This is a genomic window from Kribbella solani, assembly GCF_014205295.1.
Lineage (GTDB): Bacteria > Actinomycetota > Actinomycetes > Propionibacteriales > Kribbellaceae > Kribbella > Kribbella solani.
Genome location: NZ_JACHNF010000001.1, coordinates 1483205 through 1498656, shown reverse-complemented (window position 1 = coordinate 1498656; position 15452 = coordinate 1483205). Strand labels below are relative to the sequence as shown.

The window sequence follows — 15452 nt, the reverse complement described above, 5'->3', positions numbered from 1 at the left end:
GTCGCCGAAGTGAGGCGAACCGTTACTGCCATGGCAGTTTTGTGTCACTTACGCAAAGGTGAGAAGTACAGCAAAGAAAGCTGGTCGACAGCTGTCTGTACGCCCTGCAGGTCCTTGCCGGCCGCGACCGCGACCCGCCCCTGCCAAACCGGGATCACCGGCGCGTCCTGCGCGAGTACACCCTGTAGCTGACTGATCAGGTCGTCGCGCTTCAGGCCGTTCTGCTCGGTCCGCTCCTGCTGCAGCAGCTTCAGGGCCGCGGACGAACGGTAGCCGTTCGCGAACGCTCCGTCAGCGGCAACGAACGGCGCGACGTAGTCGTCCGCGTCGGGGTAGTCCGGCGTCCACCCGGCCTGGTACAGGTCGTACGCGCCGGCCTTGGTGCCGACCTGGTACTGCGGCCACTCGGCGCTTCGCAACGTCACCTTGAACAGGCCGGACGCCTCCAGCTGACGCTTCAGCTCGAGCACCTCGGCCTTCGCGCCGGTGCCGTACTGCGTGGGGGTCCAGCCGACCGTCAGCGGCACCGGCGTGACGATGCCGGCGGTCTTCAGCAACGCCGTGGCGGTCGCCTTGTTCGGTTGCTTGTACGCCGCCTTGAACGCGTCGACCTGTCCACCGAAGCCCGGCGGCACCACGGAGTACAACGGGTTCACGTGATCGCCGTACGCCTTCTTCGCGATCGCCGGCCGGTCGATCAGCTGCGCGACGGCCTGGCGTACGGCGGGCTTGCGCGCGATCAGCGACTTCATCTGGAACGTGAAGAACCGGATCTCGGCGGAACTCGCCTCGACCACCTGGACCTGGTTCGACTTACGCAAGTTGTCCAGCAGACTCGGGCCGAACCCGTGGTACGCCAGATCCGCCTTGCCGGTGGTGATCGCCGCGTACAACGCGGCCGAGTCCTTCTTCAGGCTGATCGTCACGCCGTCGTTCTGCGCCGCCCGCGAACCGCGGTACCCGGCGAACTTCGTCAGCGTCAGCTCCGACCCCGGCGTGTACGCGGCCAGCTGGTACGGCCCGGAGCCGACCGCCTTGTTCTCCAGCAGCGCGTTCGCGGGGTACGACTGCTCGTCCACGATCGACGCGGCGGTCGTGGTCAGCAGGTACGGCAACCGGGCATCCGGATGGGTCAGGTTGAAGACCGCGGTCAGCTCGTCCGGCGTACTCACGGACTTCACCGAGCTGAACCAGGACGCCGCTCCCCCGGGCGTCTTCAGCTTGACCAGGCGGTCGAAGCTGAACTTCACGTCCGAGGCGGTCAGCTTGTGCCCGTTCGGGAAGGTCAGCTGATCCTTCAGGCTGCACGTGTACGTCGTCGGTGAGTCGAACTGACAGTCCGCCGCGTCCGGCACCGGGGTCGGCTTGTCCGGGAGGATCGTCAGCAGGGTCTGGTACAGGTTCGCCTGGATGGTGCGCGCGCCGGCGTCGTACGGGCCGGCCGGGTCGAGGGACGCGATCGAGTCGGTCGTCGCCAGCTTCAGCAGCACCGGCTTCGGTGTCTGCTCGCCAGGGTGTGGCGCGTTGTCGTCCGGCTGACCACAAGCGGCCAGCGACACCCCCAGCGCGCTGACAACCACGGCCGCCGACACTCGGCGCACCAACTCACCCACCGTCTCACCTTTCCCCAGCCCGTTACCCCGACAACGCCCCCGAGGGCACCCAGTGACGGTAGCTCGTCAACGGAGCAAAGCGCGCAGAGACTCCGGCGTCAGCGGCTCGAGCGACTTCACCACGAGCCGCCGCGGCGCGTCCGGAATCGTCACCCACTGCGGCACCGCGACGACGTACATGCCGGCTGCCGTACCCGCCTCCGTACCGGTGACCGAGTCCTCGATCACTATGCAGTTCGCCGGATCGACGCCGAGCTTCGCGGCACCGGTCAGGTACGGCTCCGGGTGCGGCTTGCCGAGCGTCACCTCGTCACCGGCGACGATCACGTCGAACGGGTTCGGCGGCAGATGGCCGAGCACCGCGTCGATCATCGACCGGTACGACGCCGAGACCAGCGCGCAGGGCACCTCCTCCTTGCGGAGCGCCTGCAACAGCTCCAGCGCGCCCGGCTGGAACGTGACCTCGCGGCGCAGCGCCACGACCACCTCGGAGAACATCCGGTCGGCGAGCTCCTCGGCGCTGATCACGCCGGCCGGGATCCGCGTCATCCACACCTGGACGGCATCGCGCAGGTCGCTCCCGATCAGCGTCATGCAGTCGTCCAGCGTCCACGACGCCCCCAGCGAGGCGAGCAGCTCCAGCTGCACCTCCGCCCACACCTTCTCGGAGTCCACCAACGTCCCGTCCATGTCCCACAACACCGCCTGCAGGCCCGGCACCCAGCACTCCTCACGTCACGACCTCACCTTGAGAAGCCACCGCGCGTTTCCGGAGCCCGAAAACACGCGGTGGGTTCTCAAAGTCTGTGCCGGCCATTCTTCCTGGTGCGGCGGCTGAGCGGCGGGGCGGGGTGACCACGTAGGCTGACAGTCCGGATTCCGGTGCCTGGGCGAAGCCAGCACCGGTTGGCTCGAGAGACGACAGGGGGCCTGCGAGTGGTTGATCTCGCGAACCTGAGAGACCCGGTCGTGATCGCCGCGTTCGAGGGCTGGAACGACGCGGCCGAGGCGGCCACCGGAGCGGTCGACCACCTGATCGACGAGTGGGACGCGGAGCTCGTCACGGCCATCGACCCCGAGGACTACTACGACTTCCAGGTGAACCGGCCGCAGGTCGGTCTGGACGACGACGGCGGCCGCCAGCTGAGCTGGCCGACCACCCGCGTGTACCTGGCCCGCCCGGCCGACACCGGCCGGGACGTACTGCTGATCCGCGGCATCGAGCCGAACATGCGCTGGCGGGCGTTCTCCAAGGAACTGCTGGAGATAGTCGACGACTCGAACGCGCAGGTCGTGGTCGTCCTCGGTGCCCTGCTCGCGGACGCGCCGCACACCCGCCCGATCCCCGTCTCGGCGACCTCCTCGGACGACGAACTGACCGCCTCCTGGAGCCTGGAGCCGTCGACGTACGAAGGGCCGACCGGGATCACCGGCGTGTTCGCCGACCTGTGCACCACGCTCGGCGTGCCGTCGGTGTCGATCTGGTCGGCGATCCCGCACTACATCGCCGGTACGCCCTGCCCGAAGGCGTCGCTCGCGCTGCTCGGCAAGGTCGAGGAGCTGCTCGACCTGGCCATCCCCGAAGGTGAGCTGCCCGAGCTCGCCCGGGCCTGGCAGCGCGGCGCCGACGAGCTGAGCGAGGAAGACCCGGAGGTCGCCGAGTACGTGCACTCCCTGGAGGAGCAGCGCGACACCGCCGACCTGCCCGAGGCGACCGGCGAGGCGATCGCGGCCGAGTTCGAGCGCTATCTGAAGCGCCGGAACAAGAACCACCCGAGCGACTGACGGCCTTACCCCCCTTTCGGCAGAAGTAACCTCGCGACCCGTGGCGCGTTGTTACCAATGGGTTTATTGTCGACCCGACAACTGGGGGGTGACGGCCTGCCGTCACCGGGACCACGGGGAGTGACGAGATGCGGGACGAGCGGGGCGGTACCTCGGTTCCTGCCCTCGCCGTGCTCGTGCTGCTCGGTGTCGTCGCCGCCATCGGGATCTTCGGCAACAAGGACAAGACGATCACCGTCGACCTCAGCACGCTGACCGCGTCGACGACCGCCACCACGATCGCGACCGCGCCGCTGGACACCCAGCCGTACTCGGGCACCGACGGCCTGGTCGTGCATCCGCGCAACGAGGCCGCGCTGTTCAGCGCGCCGGGCGGTGACGCGGTCGGCAAGATCGGGCCGACCCAGTTCGGGCCGACCTGGCTTCCGGTGGTGGACCAGTCCGACGGCTGGGTACGGGTGCTGCTGCCCTCCAAGCCGAACCGGTCCACGGCGTGGATGCAGGACGGCGATCTCGACCGGGCCTCGTCGTCGTACCTGATCCGGGTTCACACCAGCTCACGCACGCTCGAGCTGTTCCTGAACAACAAGAGCCTCGGCAGCTGGAAGGCCGGGGTCGGCGCGACCAAGACGCCGACGCCGCCCGGCCGGACCTTCCTGCTCGGCTCGATCATCGATCACAAGCGCTCCGCGTCCCCGATCGTGCTGCCGTTGGGTGCGCACAGTCCCACCTTGGACACGTTCGGTGGCGGACCTGGTACGGTCGCGATCCACGGCTGGCCGAATCCGCGCGTCTTCGGGGCAGCGATCAGCGCGGGCTGCGTCCGGGTACCGAGGGCCGCGCTCGCCCATCTGCAGAAAGTTCCGCTCGGGACCCTGGTCCTGATCGACAGCAAGTAAGGAGATCCCGATGCGATTCCAGCTGCCACGAAAGCCGGGCCGGCGTCTGACGCCGACCGTCCTGACTGCCGCGGCCGTGGCCGGTGTCGTGACGTTCAGCCTGGTCGCGAGTGCCCCGACCGGTAACGCGGCGGCCCGCCCGTCCTCGGCGTACGCGGTCAGCGCGGAAGGCCAGGTGCCGATCGCCAAGACCCCGTACGCGGAATCGCCGGACGGGAAGCGGCAGACGGCAACGGCGCTCGAGCTCCCGAAGAACCCGCTGATCTCGGTCCGGGCCGGGACCGCGACGGCCGGCAACGACTCGGCGTCGGTCGAGCTGTTCGACATCGTGATCGGTCCGGATCTGCTCAGTCAGGTGAAGCTCCCGCCGGAGCTCCAGCAGCAGTGCGCGTCGCTGCCGAAGACCGGCGCGGCCGACCTGCCGCTGCCTGATCTCGCGCTGCCGGATCTTGGTCTGCCGCTGCCGAAGCTGACCACCAAGGACCTGCCGGTGAAGAACCTGCCGGACCTGTGCAACCTGCTGCTCAACCCACCGAAGTCGCTGCTCGGCATCGACTCGCTGAACGTCTGGTGCTCCGGTGATCAGGGTGGCGTCGACCTCGGGTCGCTGACGCTGCTCGGGCAGAAGCTCAAGCTGCCGAGTACGAAACAAGGCGCGACTTTGCCGGCCGCACCACTGGCCACGATCACGGTGAACAGCCAGGGCAAACACTCCGACGGCGCGTTCACGATCACCGGGCTGACGATCAACCTGGGTGGCGCCGAAACCATCAACCTCGCATCCGCAACCTGCGCCAAGCCCGCCACCAAACCAAAGCCCAAGCCGCTCCCCCAGCCGGTGAACCCGGCCCCCGCCCAGGTAGCCACCCCACCGTCCGCGCCCGTGCCAACCCCGGTCAAAACCCACCAGCCAGTCACCGGCTGACCCCACCCGGCGCCCCAAACCGGTTTGGGGCGCCCATCAGCCCGTTTCAGGGGTACAACCTTCCCCGCTCCACGTAGACAACCGCCCCAAACCGGTTTGGGGCCGCCCAGGGCCGAGGGTTTCGGGTTTAGGGCTTTACACCCAGCAGGGCATCCACGGCTTGGGCGACGAGGGCGGGCGCTTCGTGGTCGTCGCCTTCGCTCTCGGCCCAGGCATCGACGGCAGCAAGCGCGCCCGCGCTGTCCAGGTCATTTGTCAGCGCGGCTCGTACCGCATCCACCGCCGCCGCACCGTCCGGACCGGACCCGCGGCCGATCGCGCCCCGCCACACATCGAGCCGGGCCTGAGCGTCGGCTAGGTCGGACTCCGTCCAGAACCAATCGGTCCGGTAGTGATGGGCCAGCAGCGCCAACCGGATCGCCATCGGGTCCACCCCGCCGAGCCGTTCCTTCGACACCAGCACCAGGTTGCCCTTGGACTTGGACATCTTCTCGCCGTCGAGCCCGACCATTCCCTGATGTATGTACGCCCGCGCGAACGGATGTTCTCCGGTCGCCACCTGCGCGCCGCTGGCGGACATCTCGTGGTGCGGGAAGATCAGGTCGGACCCACCGCCCTGGACGTCGAACGACATCCCGAGGTACTTCAGCGCGATCGCGGAGCACTCCACGTGCCAGCCGGGCCGGCCGCGGCCGAGGGCCGAGTCCCAGGCCGGTTCGCCCGGCCGCTCGTGCCGCCAGAGCAGGCTGTCCAACGGGTCCTGCTTGCCGTCCCGGTCCGGGTCACCGCCGCGCTCCGCGAACAGCTCGCGCATCGTGTCCCGGTCGTAGTTCGACACGCCCCCGAAGGCCGGGTCGGCCTTCACCGCGAAGTACAGGTCGCCGTCGACCGCGTACACGGCGCCGGCCTGCTTGAGGTCCTCGACCGCGCCGGCGACCAGGTCGATCGACTCGACTACACCGATGTAGTGCTGCGGCGGAATGACCCGCAGCGCGGTCATGTCATCCCGGAACAGCTGGATCTCCTGGGCCGCCAGGTCGGTCCACTCGACCCCGGTCGCGGTCGCGCGCTCCAGCAGCGGGTCGTCGACGTCGGTGATGTTCTGCGTGTACAGCACGTCGTACCCGGCGTCCCGCCAGAGGCGGTTGATCAGGTCGAACGTGACGTACGTCGCGGCGTGGCCCATGTGCGTCGCGTCGTACGGCGTGATGCCGCACACGTACATCCGGGCGGTCCCACCGGTGGCGGGCGGCACCTCGACCAGCCCGCCCGAGGCGGTGTCGTGGAGGCGTAGCCGCCGAGCCGGCCCCGGCACCGCCGGGATGTCTGGTTTCGTCCACGCCTGCATGTATCGGAGCTTATGCCAGTCCGATTTTCAATGACGCGACACGGTTCCATTCCGTGGTCGGCCGGTTCCGGTGCACCCCGGTGCCGGATACTGTCGCCCGCGATGAACGCTGACTTCAGTCCCGAGCTCCAGGCGTACGGTGGCTGGATCGCCGCCGCCGCGATCCAGCAGCAGGACCTGTTCAACGAAATGGTCGGACCGGACTCCTTACAGGCCGACCTCGACGAGCGCACCCTGACCGGCGAGCGCGGCACGCTCGGCGGTGTCTCGCTGCTCGGCAGCTTCTCCGAGCTGGACCACACCTGGCTGTGGGGCTGGGCGAACCCGGGCTTCGGTCCGGATGCGCCCGCGGTCGCGCCGACGCTCGCGATCCGCGAGTTCGGCGACCGGCACGGGATTCCCGAATTCACCGCCGAGAGCCCGGATCTGAGCGGTTTCCCGCAGCCCGCCCAGGCGGCGATCACGCTCGCGATCACGGCCGGCTCGGTGCTGGGCGGCCGTGGGGTCTGGTCGACCGCGATCAACGAGGGCCGCGGGCACGTGTACCTGCATGTCGCCGACGAGCAACTGCCGCGCGCGGGCTTCGACCCGATCGCTACGCCACGCCTGCTGCTCACCGCGGTCAGCGTGTTCCCGGGCGACCACCGCCGGGTCGTCCGCGGCTACTTCCAGCATTTCGGCGTGCCGTACGAGGAAGCGCCCGATGCGATTCGCGGTACGGCACCGAACGGCAGTGTGATCGCCACCTCGTACGACGAGCACGGCCGGCTGGGCAACGTACAGGTCGAGCCGAAGGTCTAGAACGCGGGCCAGGGAATCGCCGGCCATTCGTCGGACGGGTACGGGAACGTGCCGGTCTTCAGAAGGGTCGCGCACCGTTCCCTGGTCGCGGTCAGCTCGACCGACGTGATCAGCTCGCGCAACTGTTGCCCGAGTGCGCCGGCGAGCTGATCGGCGAGCTTGCGGACGTCGTCCTTCAGCTCGTCCGCGATCGGATCACCGGCCCAGCCCCACAGCACGGTACGGAGCTTGTCGTCGGCGTTGAACGTGACGCCATGGTCGACTCCGTACACGCGGCCGTCGCCCGGGTTCAGGACGTGGCCGCCCTTCCGGTCGGCATTGTTGACGACGGCATCGAAGACGGCCATCCGCCGCAATGCTTCGTTGTCCGCGTGCACCAGCGTGACCGGGTTGTGCCGGCCGTCCAGCGCGTCCAGTACGCCGACCCAGCCGGCCGGCACGCGGCCTTGCGGGACGATGTCGACCAGCTCGGTCTCCCCCGCCGTCAGCTCGGCCTCGTCGATCCACAGCTGCACCATGCCGACACCGAGCGGCCCGTCCCGCAGCAGCGTCGGCGGTACGACCGACCAGCCCAGCGCCTCCGACACCACGTACGCCGCGAACTCGCGCTGCGCCAGCGTCCCGTCCGGGAAGTCCCACAACGGGCGCTCCCCCTCGACCGGCTTGTAGACCACGGTCGCGGTCTCGCCGTCCCGGCTGACCGAGCCCTGATAGGTACCGTTCGAGGCCGCGACCAGGCGGCCGTGCAGGGAAAGCTCCCCCAGGGCGAGGAGCTCGGGGTCGATCGTCATTCCGGCAGGTGCCTGCGGTAGCCGTTGGCGCGGGGGCAGATGTGACCGTCGGCGTCGATCGGACGGCCGCAGAACGGGCAGCTCGGCCGGCCGGACGCGACCAGCGCGACCGCGCGCCGGGCGAAGGCACGGGCCTGTTCCTCGGTGATCCGGACCACGAACACCTCGGCGTCGTCGGACTCCATCGCGGCCGCCGCCGGGTCGCCCTCCTCGAGCTCGGCCGGGTCGCCGGTGACGACCGCGAACACCTCGATCACCACCCGCTCGGCGTCCGCCTCCCAGGCCAGCGTCATGGTGCCGGCCCGGAACTCCTCCTCGATCGGCTGCTCCAGCGGCGCGGTGTCGTCCACGCCGGACGGCGTGACCGGGTCCCGGTCGAACCGGCGCGCGACCTCGTCCAGCATCACGTCCAGCCGTTCGGCCAGCGCCATCACCTGTTCCTTCTCGCACGCGACCGACGTCAGCCGGTGCCCGGCTCGCGCCTGCAGGAAGAACGTCCTCGCACCTGGTTCCCCCACGGTGCCGGCGACGAACCGCTCAGGGTCGTCGTAGGAGTGCACAACTCGCGCCATACTCAGACCCTATTACCGTCCACCGACGACGGCGTCGGACGACTGCTTCTTCGGCTTGGCTTTCGCTGTCGGCTTAGGCACCAGCGACGCCAGCTCGCTGCCCGAGTCGTTCAGCCGGACCAGGAACGGCCGGGTCGCCGTGTACGTGATGATCGTGGTCGACGCGGTGTCCACCACGATCCGCTGGAACGTGTCCAGATGCTGACCGAGCGCGTCCGCGACGATGGACTTGATCACATCACCATGCGAGACGGCCACCCAGATCGCGTTGTCGCCGTGGCTCTTCGCCAGCTCCGCGTCATGCGCCCGGACCGCGTCCACGGCGCGCTGCTGCATCGCCCGCATCGACTCGCCGTTCGGGAACGTCACCGCCGACGGATGCTGCTGGACCACCGCCCAGAGCGGGTCCTTCGCCAGCGTGCTGATCTTCTGCCCGGTCCAGTCGCCGTACCCGCACTCGGTCAGCCGCCGATCAGTTGCCGTACGCAACCCGGCGTGCCGTTTCGCGATCGCCGCCGCGGTCTGCTTGCAGCGCTCCAGCGGGGACGTGACGATCGCGGCGAGCGGCAGACCGGCCAGCCGCTGGGCGACCGCCTCGGCCTGCTGGACGCCGGCGTCGTCGAGTTTCACGCCGGGAGTGCGCCCGGCCAGGGTGCCGGAAGTGTTCGCCGAACTGCGGCCGTGGCGGACCAGAATCACCGTGGGCATGACAGGCACGTTAGCCGGTCCGGCCAAGCCGTGGGCCATCATGACCAGGCCGTGGTTCATGATGGTGACCGTGATCGTGGACTGCGGGGTGTACGCCGGCGGCGAGCGCCGGCAGCTGCCCAAGGACCCGGAGACCGTTGCCCAGGCCATCGACGGCGACGGCCGGGCCTTCGGCTGGATCGGCCTGCACGAGCCCTCCGGCGCGGAGATGCAGCGGGTCCAGCGGCTGTTCGGCCTGCACGACCTGGCCATCGAGGACGCGCTCCAGATCCACCAGCGGCCGAAGGTCGAGCGCTTCGGCGACACCATCCTGGTCGTGCTGCGCACCCTCTGGTACGTCGACGAGGGCGATGCCGTCGAGACCGGCCAGGTGACGGTGTTCGTCGGCCCGCGGTACGTCGTCACCGTCCGGCACGGCGAAGGCGGCGAACTGGCGACCACCCGGCACCAGCTGGAAGAGCGCGCCGCGGTGCTCGGGCACGGACCCGCCGCGGTGCTGTGGGCGATCTGCGACGCGGTCGTGGACGACTACGAGACCGTCGCCGAGCAGGTCGAGATCGATGTCGACGAGGTCGAGTCGTCGGTGTTCTCGTCCGAGCGCACCAGCGACGCCGAGCGCATCTACCGGCTGAAGCGTGAGGTACTCGAGATGCGCCGCGCGATCGATCCACTCCGCGAACCGATGGTCCAGTTCGCGCACGGCGTGAGCGGGATCAGCGCCAAGGCGAGCCCGTTCTTCCGCGACGTCGCCGACCATCTCAGCCGGGTCTCCGACCAGACAGAGGCGATCGACACGCTGCTCACGTCCGCCCTGAACGCCCATCTGGCCCGGGTGTCGGTGCAGCAGAACGACGATATGAGAAAAATTTCTGCTTGGGTGGCCATCGCGGCGGTGCCTACGATGCTGGCCGGCATCTACGGCATGAACTTCGGCAACATGCCCGAGCTGCGCTGGCACTTCGGCTACTACGCCGTGCTCCTGCTGATGGCCGTCGTCTGCTTCACCATGTACCGCTTCTTCCGCAAGGTCGGCTGGCTGTAACGCCGGCGGTCCAGCCGGACACGAGCGAGGTATGACGAGTTCAACGGCCGCGCCCTCGCCACCCGTGGTGGGGCTTCGGGCGGTGCGTACGGACGACGCGGCCAGGTTCCGCGAGGTGTTCGACGGCAACTTCCGGGCGCTGCTCGGGTACGCGATCCGCCGCGCCGAGTCGGTGGACGACGCGGCCGATGTGGTCGCGGACACGTTCCTGGTCGCCTGGCGGCGGATCGGCGAAGTACCGCCTGGCGACGCCGCGCGACTGTGGCTGTACGGCGTGGCGCGGCGGGTGCTGGCCAACCGGCGCCGCGGCGACATCCGGCGCGAGCGGCTCGGCGAGAAGCTCCGGCTCGAACTGGTCAGCGCCGTCCCGGACCCGGCCGAGACCAGCGACTCGGGGGTGGTGGTCCGGGCCGCGATGGCGCGCCTGAACGACAGCGACCGGGAGCTGCTGATGCTCACCGGCTGGGACGGTCTGGAACCGGCCGAGGCCGCGACCGTGCTCGGCCTACCGGCCCGGACGGTCCGAACCCGGCTCCATCGGGCCCGCAAACGGCTGCGAAATCTGCTCGGTGACGCCTTCGACTGCCACGAACACCAGGACGACCCGACTACCCGGGATGAGAAGTGATGAACGACAACGACCTCGACCTCCTGGTCACGCGGGCCGACCCGTTCGGCGCCGGCCCGAGCCCGGACGCCGCCACCGATCTCTTCGAGGAGATCATCACCAGCAAGGCGCCGACGCCACGTACCCGGGATTCCCGTCGCCGCCCGATCTACATCGCCGTCGCCGTGGCGGTCGTCGTGGCGATCGTCGCGGTCACCGGTGCGGTGATCCCGGGCGGCAATCCGGCGGCGCCGGTCCCGGCGTACGCGGAGGCGCGCGAGTTCGCCGAGCACAACCCGCGGATGCTGCTCGGTCCGCCCTGGAAGGCCATCGACATCGGGACGCCGTTCTCGGCGCATGGCGGTGAGCTCATCTTCACCGACGGCAAGCATGAGGTACGGATCAACTGGCGGCCCAAGGACCAGTACCAGATCTACTCCGTCGACCGCCTTCCCGGCGGCAAGGAGGAGTCCGTCAAGGTGCTCGGCCGGACCGCGAAGCTGTTCGAGGGCCCGGCGAGGAAGGACAACTGGATCACCGTCTTCCCCGTCGAGGGCGAGACCTTCGTCGACATCCAGGGCGCGCTCGGGTCGGAGGCGGCGTACCGGGAGATGCTCGCGGCGTTGCGGATCCCGGACATCGACAGCTGGCTCGCGGCCATGCCGGCCAGCGCGGTCCTGCCCGGCGACCACGCCAAGGTGGTGGCCGAGGCGCTGGAGGGAATCCCACTGCCGCCACGGTTCAACCGCGACGCCCTGGACAAGAAGGCCGACGTGAGCAACCGGTACCAGATCGGCGTGGTCGTCACCACGAAGGTCGTCTGCGCCTGGGTCGACCAGTGGCGGACCGCGAAGCGCGCGGGCGACCAGGCCGGCGTCGGGGAGGCGCGCGCGGCTCTCGGCACCGCGCGCTCCTGGAAGATCCTGCTGGAGATGCAGCGCGAGGGCGGCTGGCCGAGGGCAATCTGGAGCATTACCGACCCGATCGCGAAGCAGAACCGGTGGCCGTACGACGGCCTCGCGGGGATGAACTGCTGACCGCCCGCGAGGCGCCCGGTCCTGCCCGGGCCGTGGCGTACCCCGTCAGGTGGCGGTGATCGTGCTGGTCGCGAGCAGGATGATCAGCACGATCCCGAGCAGCACCCGGTAGAACGCGAAGACCTCGATGGTGTGCTTGGCGACGAATCGGAGCAGCCACGCCACCGACGCGTACGCGACCACGAAGCTGACGACGGTGCCGACGATCAGCGGTACGGCGCCGACGCCGCCGTTCAGGGCGTCCTTCAGCTCGTAGACGCCCGCGCCGACCAGCGCGGGAATGCCCAGCAGGAAGGCGATCCGGGTCGCCGCGACCCGGTCCAGCCCGCGGAACAGACCGGCCGAGATGGTCGCGCCGGACCGGGACACGCCGGGGATCAGCGCCAGGCACTGGACCACGCCCATCACGATCGCGTCCACCAGCGTGATCCGCTCCAGCGGCCGCGCCTTGGAGCTCAGCCGTTCGGCCGCGACCATCACGAACGACCAGCCGATCAGCGCGCCGGCCACCCACCACAGGCTGCGCAGCGGGCCGGAGATCAGGTCCCGGGCCAGGAAGCCGACGAGCACGATCGGCAGCGAACCGACGATCACGTACCAGCCCATCCGGTGGTCGAACTCGCCGCGGTGCTCCGGGTTGGCCAGCCCGCGGACCCAGGCCACCGCGATCCGCCGGATGTCCTTCCAGAAGTACAGCACCACGGCCGCGATCGCGCCGATCTGGATCACCGCGGTGTACCCGGTGATCGCCGGGTCGTCGATCTTCAGGCCGAGCATCTTCGAGACGATGGTCAGGTGGCCGGTGCTGGAGACCGGCAGGAATTCGGTCAGGCCCTCGACGATGCCGAGGATGATGGAGTCCCAGATCGTCATCAGTTGCCGATCCCAGCCAGATCCAGCGCCTCGGCCAGCGTCCGCAGGTCGGCGATCCGCTGCTCGACCGTCGGCGCGAACGGCGTCACCGCGACGGTCGTCGCGCCCGCTTCGGCGTACGCGGTCAGCTTGTCCGCGAGCCGGGCCTTGTCACCGAGCAGCGAGATCGAGTCCAGGAACCCGAACGGTACGGCGGCCATCGCCTCGCGGTGCTTCTTCGCCAGGTACAGGTCCTGGATCTCCTTCGCCTCGTCGGCGTACCCCATCCTGACCGCGAGCGCGTTGTAGAAGTTCTTCTCCCGGCTGCCCATCCCGCCGATGTACAGCGCCGCGTACCCGCGGATCGGGTCGGCGGCGGCCTGCGGGTCCGCGCCGGGCATCAGCGGCACGGACGCGACCACGTCGAAGCCGTCGAGCTCCCGGCCGCGACCGGTCCGGATGTGCGCGAGCTGCTCGCCGAGGAAACCCGGGTCGTTCAGGATGCCGAGCCAGCCGTCGGCGATCTCACCGGCCAGCTCCAGGTTCTTCGGGCCGACGGCGGCCAGATAGACCGGTACGTGGTCGCGGATCGGCCGGACGGTGAGTTTCAGCGCCTTGCCCGGTCCGTCGGGCAGCGGCAGCGTGAAGTACTTGCCCTCGTACGCGACCGTCTCGCGGCGCAACGCCGAGTTCACGATGTCGACGTACTCCCGCGTCCGCTGCAGCGGCTGCGCGAACCGTACGCCGTGCCAGCCCTCGGACACCTGCGGGCCGGACACGCCGAGGCCGAGCCGGAACCGGCCGTTCGAGAGCCGGTCCAGCGTCGCCGCGGTCATCGCGGTCATCGCCGGGGTCCGGGCCGGGATCTGGAAGACCGCCGCGCCGACGTCGATGGTGGTGGTCTGGGCGGCGATCCAGCTGAGCAGCGTGGCCGCGTCCGATCCGTACGCCTCCGCGGCCCAGGTGACCGAGAAACCGAGGGTTTCGGCCTCCTTCACCAGCCTCAGGTGGTCCAGATGGTCGTCGCCGCCGTAGACGAAGCCGATGTTGAGTCCGAGTCGCATGACTGGCGAGCCTAGCGAGAGGTTGTCGGTGGGCCGCAATAGGCTCGGTCCATGCAACAGCGCTATCTCGGTCACAGTGGACTCGCCGTCAGCAGGCTCGGCCTGGGCACGATGTCGTGGGGCCGGGACACCGACGAGCACGAGGCCCGCGAGCAGCTGGCCGCGTTCGTGTCCGCCGGTGGCACCCTGATCGACACCGCGGCGGCGTACGGCGACGGTGACAGCGAGCTGCTGATCGGGTCGCTGCTGGGTGACGTCGTGGATCGGGACGACCTGGTGATCGCGACCAAGGCCGGCTTCAGCGTCCGCCGGGGTGAGCGGATCACCGACACCTCCCGCGGGGCCCTGCTGCGCGATCTGGAGGGCTCGCTGCGGCGGATGAACATCGACCACATCGACCTCTGGCAGCTGCACACCTGGTCCGACGACGTGCCGCTGGAGGAGACGCTGTCCGCGCTCGACCACGCGGTCAGCTCCGGCAAGGTGCGGTATGTCGCGGTCTCGAACTATGCCGGCTGGAAAGCGGCCCGCGCGGTCACCTGGCAGCAGGCCTGGCCCGGCCGCGCGGTCCCGGTGGCGAACCAGGTGGAGTACTCGCTGCTCGCCCGCGACGCCGAAATGGACGCGATCCGGGCGGCGGCCGGGCTCGGCATCGGCATCCTCGCCTGGTCACCTTTGGGTCGTGGCGTGCTGACCGGGAAGTACCGGACCGGCATTCCCGCGGACTCCCGGGCGGCGTCTCAGCATCTGTCCAGATTCGTCGACCCCTATCTCGACGCCCGCGCATCGGGCATCGTGGAAGCGGTCGCGCGCGCGGCCGACGGGCTCGGCTGGACCCCGCTCGAGGTGGCGCTCACCTGGGTGCGGGACCGGCCCGGGGTGTCGGCGGCGATCGCCGGGGCCCGGACGGCACTGCAACTGAAATCGATCCTCGGAGTGGAGGAGCTCACGCTGCCGCCGGCGATCGCGGCGGCGCTGGAGGATGTTTCGTGAGGCAACTGTTGTTGAGGTAGCTGGAGGTGCGGATGGCCGAATACGAGCTGCAGCAGTTCGAGGTGTCCAGGACGGAGTCCCGTGGGGCGGTGCGCAAACTGCTCACCGAACACGCCGAATACGGCGGCTGGGAACTCGCCCGCCTCCGCCGCTACCCCGACGGCACCCGAAAAGTCTGGCTCCGCCGCCGCATAATCCGCGTAATGCGCACCCTCTGACTCCCCCGAGCCCCGCGCTCGCCCGCACGCCGCCGCACTCGCCCGCACGCCGCCGCACTCGCCCGCACGCCGCGGCACTCCGCCGGCCCATCCGCGCTCGCGACACCCCCGCGACGCCGCCACGCACCGCCACGCACCGCCACGCCACCTTCCGCGGGCGACCCAGGCATCGCCCGCCGAACCCTCCGTTTGAGGGG

17 protein-coding genes are annotated in these 15452 nt (G+C 69.7%); 9 read left to right on the top strand and 8 right to left on the bottom strand.

Features of this window, described 5'->3' with window-relative positions:
- Window positions 1-44: 44 nt before the first annotated feature.
- Together HDA44_RS06560 and HDA44_RS06555 are read right to left on the bottom strand one after the other, a co-directional pair.
- Window positions 45-1613: an ABC transporter substrate-binding protein gene (locus HDA44_RS06560; RefSeq protein WP_184832189.1), complete on the bottom strand. Its 1569-nt coding sequence runs from the start codon at window positions 1611-1613 to the stop codon at window positions 45-47.
- Window positions 1614-1679: 66 nt separating this feature from the next.
- Complete coding sequence (locus HDA44_RS06555) at window positions 1680-2333, bottom strand: HAD family hydrolase (RefSeq protein WP_319040545.1); 654 nt, start codon at window positions 2331-2333, stop codon at window positions 1680-1682.
- 216 nt (window positions 2334-2549) lie between these two features.
- On the opposite strand from HDA44_RS06555, the gene HDA44_RS06550 reads away from it, so the two are divergent.
- The 3 genes from HDA44_RS06550 to HDA44_RS06540 all read left to right on the top strand — a co-directional run bounded on the left by HDA44_RS06550 (window position 2550) and on the right by HDA44_RS06540 (window position 5222).
- Window positions 2550-3398, top strand: coding sequence for a PAC2 family protein (locus tag HDA44_RS06550; RefSeq protein WP_184832188.1), 849 nt, complete (start codon window positions 2550-2552; stop codon window positions 3396-3398).
- Window positions 3399-3526: 128 nt separating this feature from the next.
- Window positions 3527-4297, top strand: a complete 771-nt coding sequence (locus HDA44_RS06545) for a L,D-transpeptidase (RefSeq protein WP_184832187.1) — start codon at window positions 3527-3529, stop codon at window positions 4295-4297.
- 10 nt (window positions 4298-4307) lie between these two features.
- Window positions 4308-5222: a hypothetical protein gene (locus HDA44_RS06540; RefSeq protein WP_184832186.1), complete on the top strand. Its 915-nt coding sequence runs from the start codon at window positions 4308-4310 to the stop codon at window positions 5220-5222.
- Between the two features lie 127 nt (window positions 5223-5349).
- On the opposite strand, the gene mshC is transcribed toward HDA44_RS06540, so the two are convergent.
- Window positions 5350-6570: a cysteine--1-D-myo-inosityl 2-amino-2-deoxy-alpha-D-glucopyranoside ligase gene (gene mshC / locus HDA44_RS06535; RefSeq protein WP_184832185.1), complete on the bottom strand. Its 1221-nt coding sequence runs from the start codon at window positions 6568-6570 to the stop codon at window positions 5350-5352.
- A 102-nt stretch (window positions 6571-6672) separates the two neighbouring features.
- Between mshC and HDA44_RS06530 the strand changes: the two genes are divergently transcribed.
- A complete protein-coding gene (locus HDA44_RS06530) occupies window positions 6673-7371 on the top strand; it encodes a DUF6882 domain-containing protein (RefSeq protein ID WP_184832184.1) in 699 nt (232 codons plus the stop codon).
- Here HDA44_RS06530 and HDA44_RS06525 read toward each other — a convergent pair.
- The 3 genes from HDA44_RS06525 to HDA44_RS06515 are packed head-to-tail and all read right to left on the bottom strand — an operon-like array spanning window position 7368 to window position 9442.
- Window positions 7368-8162, bottom strand: coding sequence for an SCO1664 family protein (locus tag HDA44_RS06525; protein WP_184832183.1), 795 nt, complete (start codon window positions 8160-8162; stop codon window positions 7368-7370). The two genes, HDA44_RS06530 and HDA44_RS06525, sit on opposite strands and share 4 nt — an antisense overlap.
- Window positions 8159-8734: a DUF3090 domain-containing protein gene (locus HDA44_RS06520; RefSeq protein ID WP_184832181.1), complete on the bottom strand. Its 576-nt coding sequence runs from the start codon at window positions 8732-8734 to the stop codon at window positions 8159-8161. Before HDA44_RS06520 ends, HDA44_RS06525 begins: the two co-directional genes overlap by 4 nt.
- Before the next feature lie 12 nt (window positions 8735-8746).
- On the bottom strand, window positions 8747-9442 hold the full coding sequence (locus HDA44_RS06515; RefSeq protein WP_184832179.1) for a histidine phosphatase family protein: 696 nt from the start codon (window positions 9440-9442) through the stop codon (window positions 8747-8749).
- On the opposite strand from HDA44_RS06515, the gene corA reads away from it, so the two are divergent.
- From corA to HDA44_RS06500, 3 genes are read left to right on the top strand one after another with little or no spacing between them, the layout of a single operon-like run.
- Window positions 9441-10484, top strand: a complete 1044-nt coding sequence (gene corA, locus HDA44_RS06510) for a magnesium/cobalt transporter CorA (protein ID WP_238352380.1) — start codon at window positions 9441-9443, stop codon at window positions 10482-10484. The two genes, HDA44_RS06515 and corA, sit on opposite strands and share 2 nt — an antisense overlap.
- Window positions 10485-10515: 31 nt before the next feature.
- The gene (locus HDA44_RS06505; RefSeq protein ID WP_184832178.1) at window positions 10516-11112 is read left to right on the top strand and encodes an RNA polymerase sigma factor; all 597 of its coding nucleotides are present in this window, start codon (window positions 10516-10518) and stop codon (window positions 11110-11112) included.
- Window positions 11112-12128, top strand: a complete 1017-nt coding sequence (locus HDA44_RS06500; RefSeq protein WP_184832177.1) for a hypothetical protein — start codon at window positions 11112-11114, stop codon at window positions 12126-12128. Before HDA44_RS06505 ends, HDA44_RS06500 begins: the two co-directional genes overlap by 1 nt.
- Before the next feature lie 45 nt (window positions 12129-12173).
- Here the strand turns inward: HDA44_RS06500 and HDA44_RS06495 are convergent, their stop codons facing one another.
- Window positions 12174-13001 (bottom strand): undecaprenyl-diphosphate phosphatase, encoded by an 828-nt coding sequence (locus tag HDA44_RS06495; RefSeq protein ID WP_184832176.1) that lies wholly within the window; start codon window positions 12999-13001, stop codon window positions 12174-12176.
- Window positions 13001-14044, bottom strand: a complete 1044-nt coding sequence (locus HDA44_RS06490; RefSeq protein WP_184832175.1) for an LLM class F420-dependent oxidoreductase — start codon at window positions 14042-14044, stop codon at window positions 13001-13003. The genes HDA44_RS06495 and HDA44_RS06490 overlap by 1 nt, the downstream gene beginning before the upstream one ends.
- Before the next feature lie 51 nt (window positions 14045-14095).
- Between HDA44_RS06490 and HDA44_RS06485 the strand changes: the two genes are divergently transcribed.
- On the top strand, window positions 14096-15037 hold the full coding sequence (locus HDA44_RS06485; protein ID WP_184832174.1) for an aldo/keto reductase: 942 nt from the start codon (window positions 14096-14098) through the stop codon (window positions 15035-15037).
- Window positions 15038-15069: 32 nt separating this feature from the next.
- Window positions 15070-15255 carry a DUF5703 family protein gene (locus tag HDA44_RS06480; RefSeq protein WP_184832173.1) on the top strand — a complete coding sequence of 62 codons (186 nt, stop codon included), beginning with the start codon at window positions 15070-15072 and terminating at the stop codon, window positions 15253-15255.
- Window positions 15256-15452: the final 197 nt, after the last annotated feature.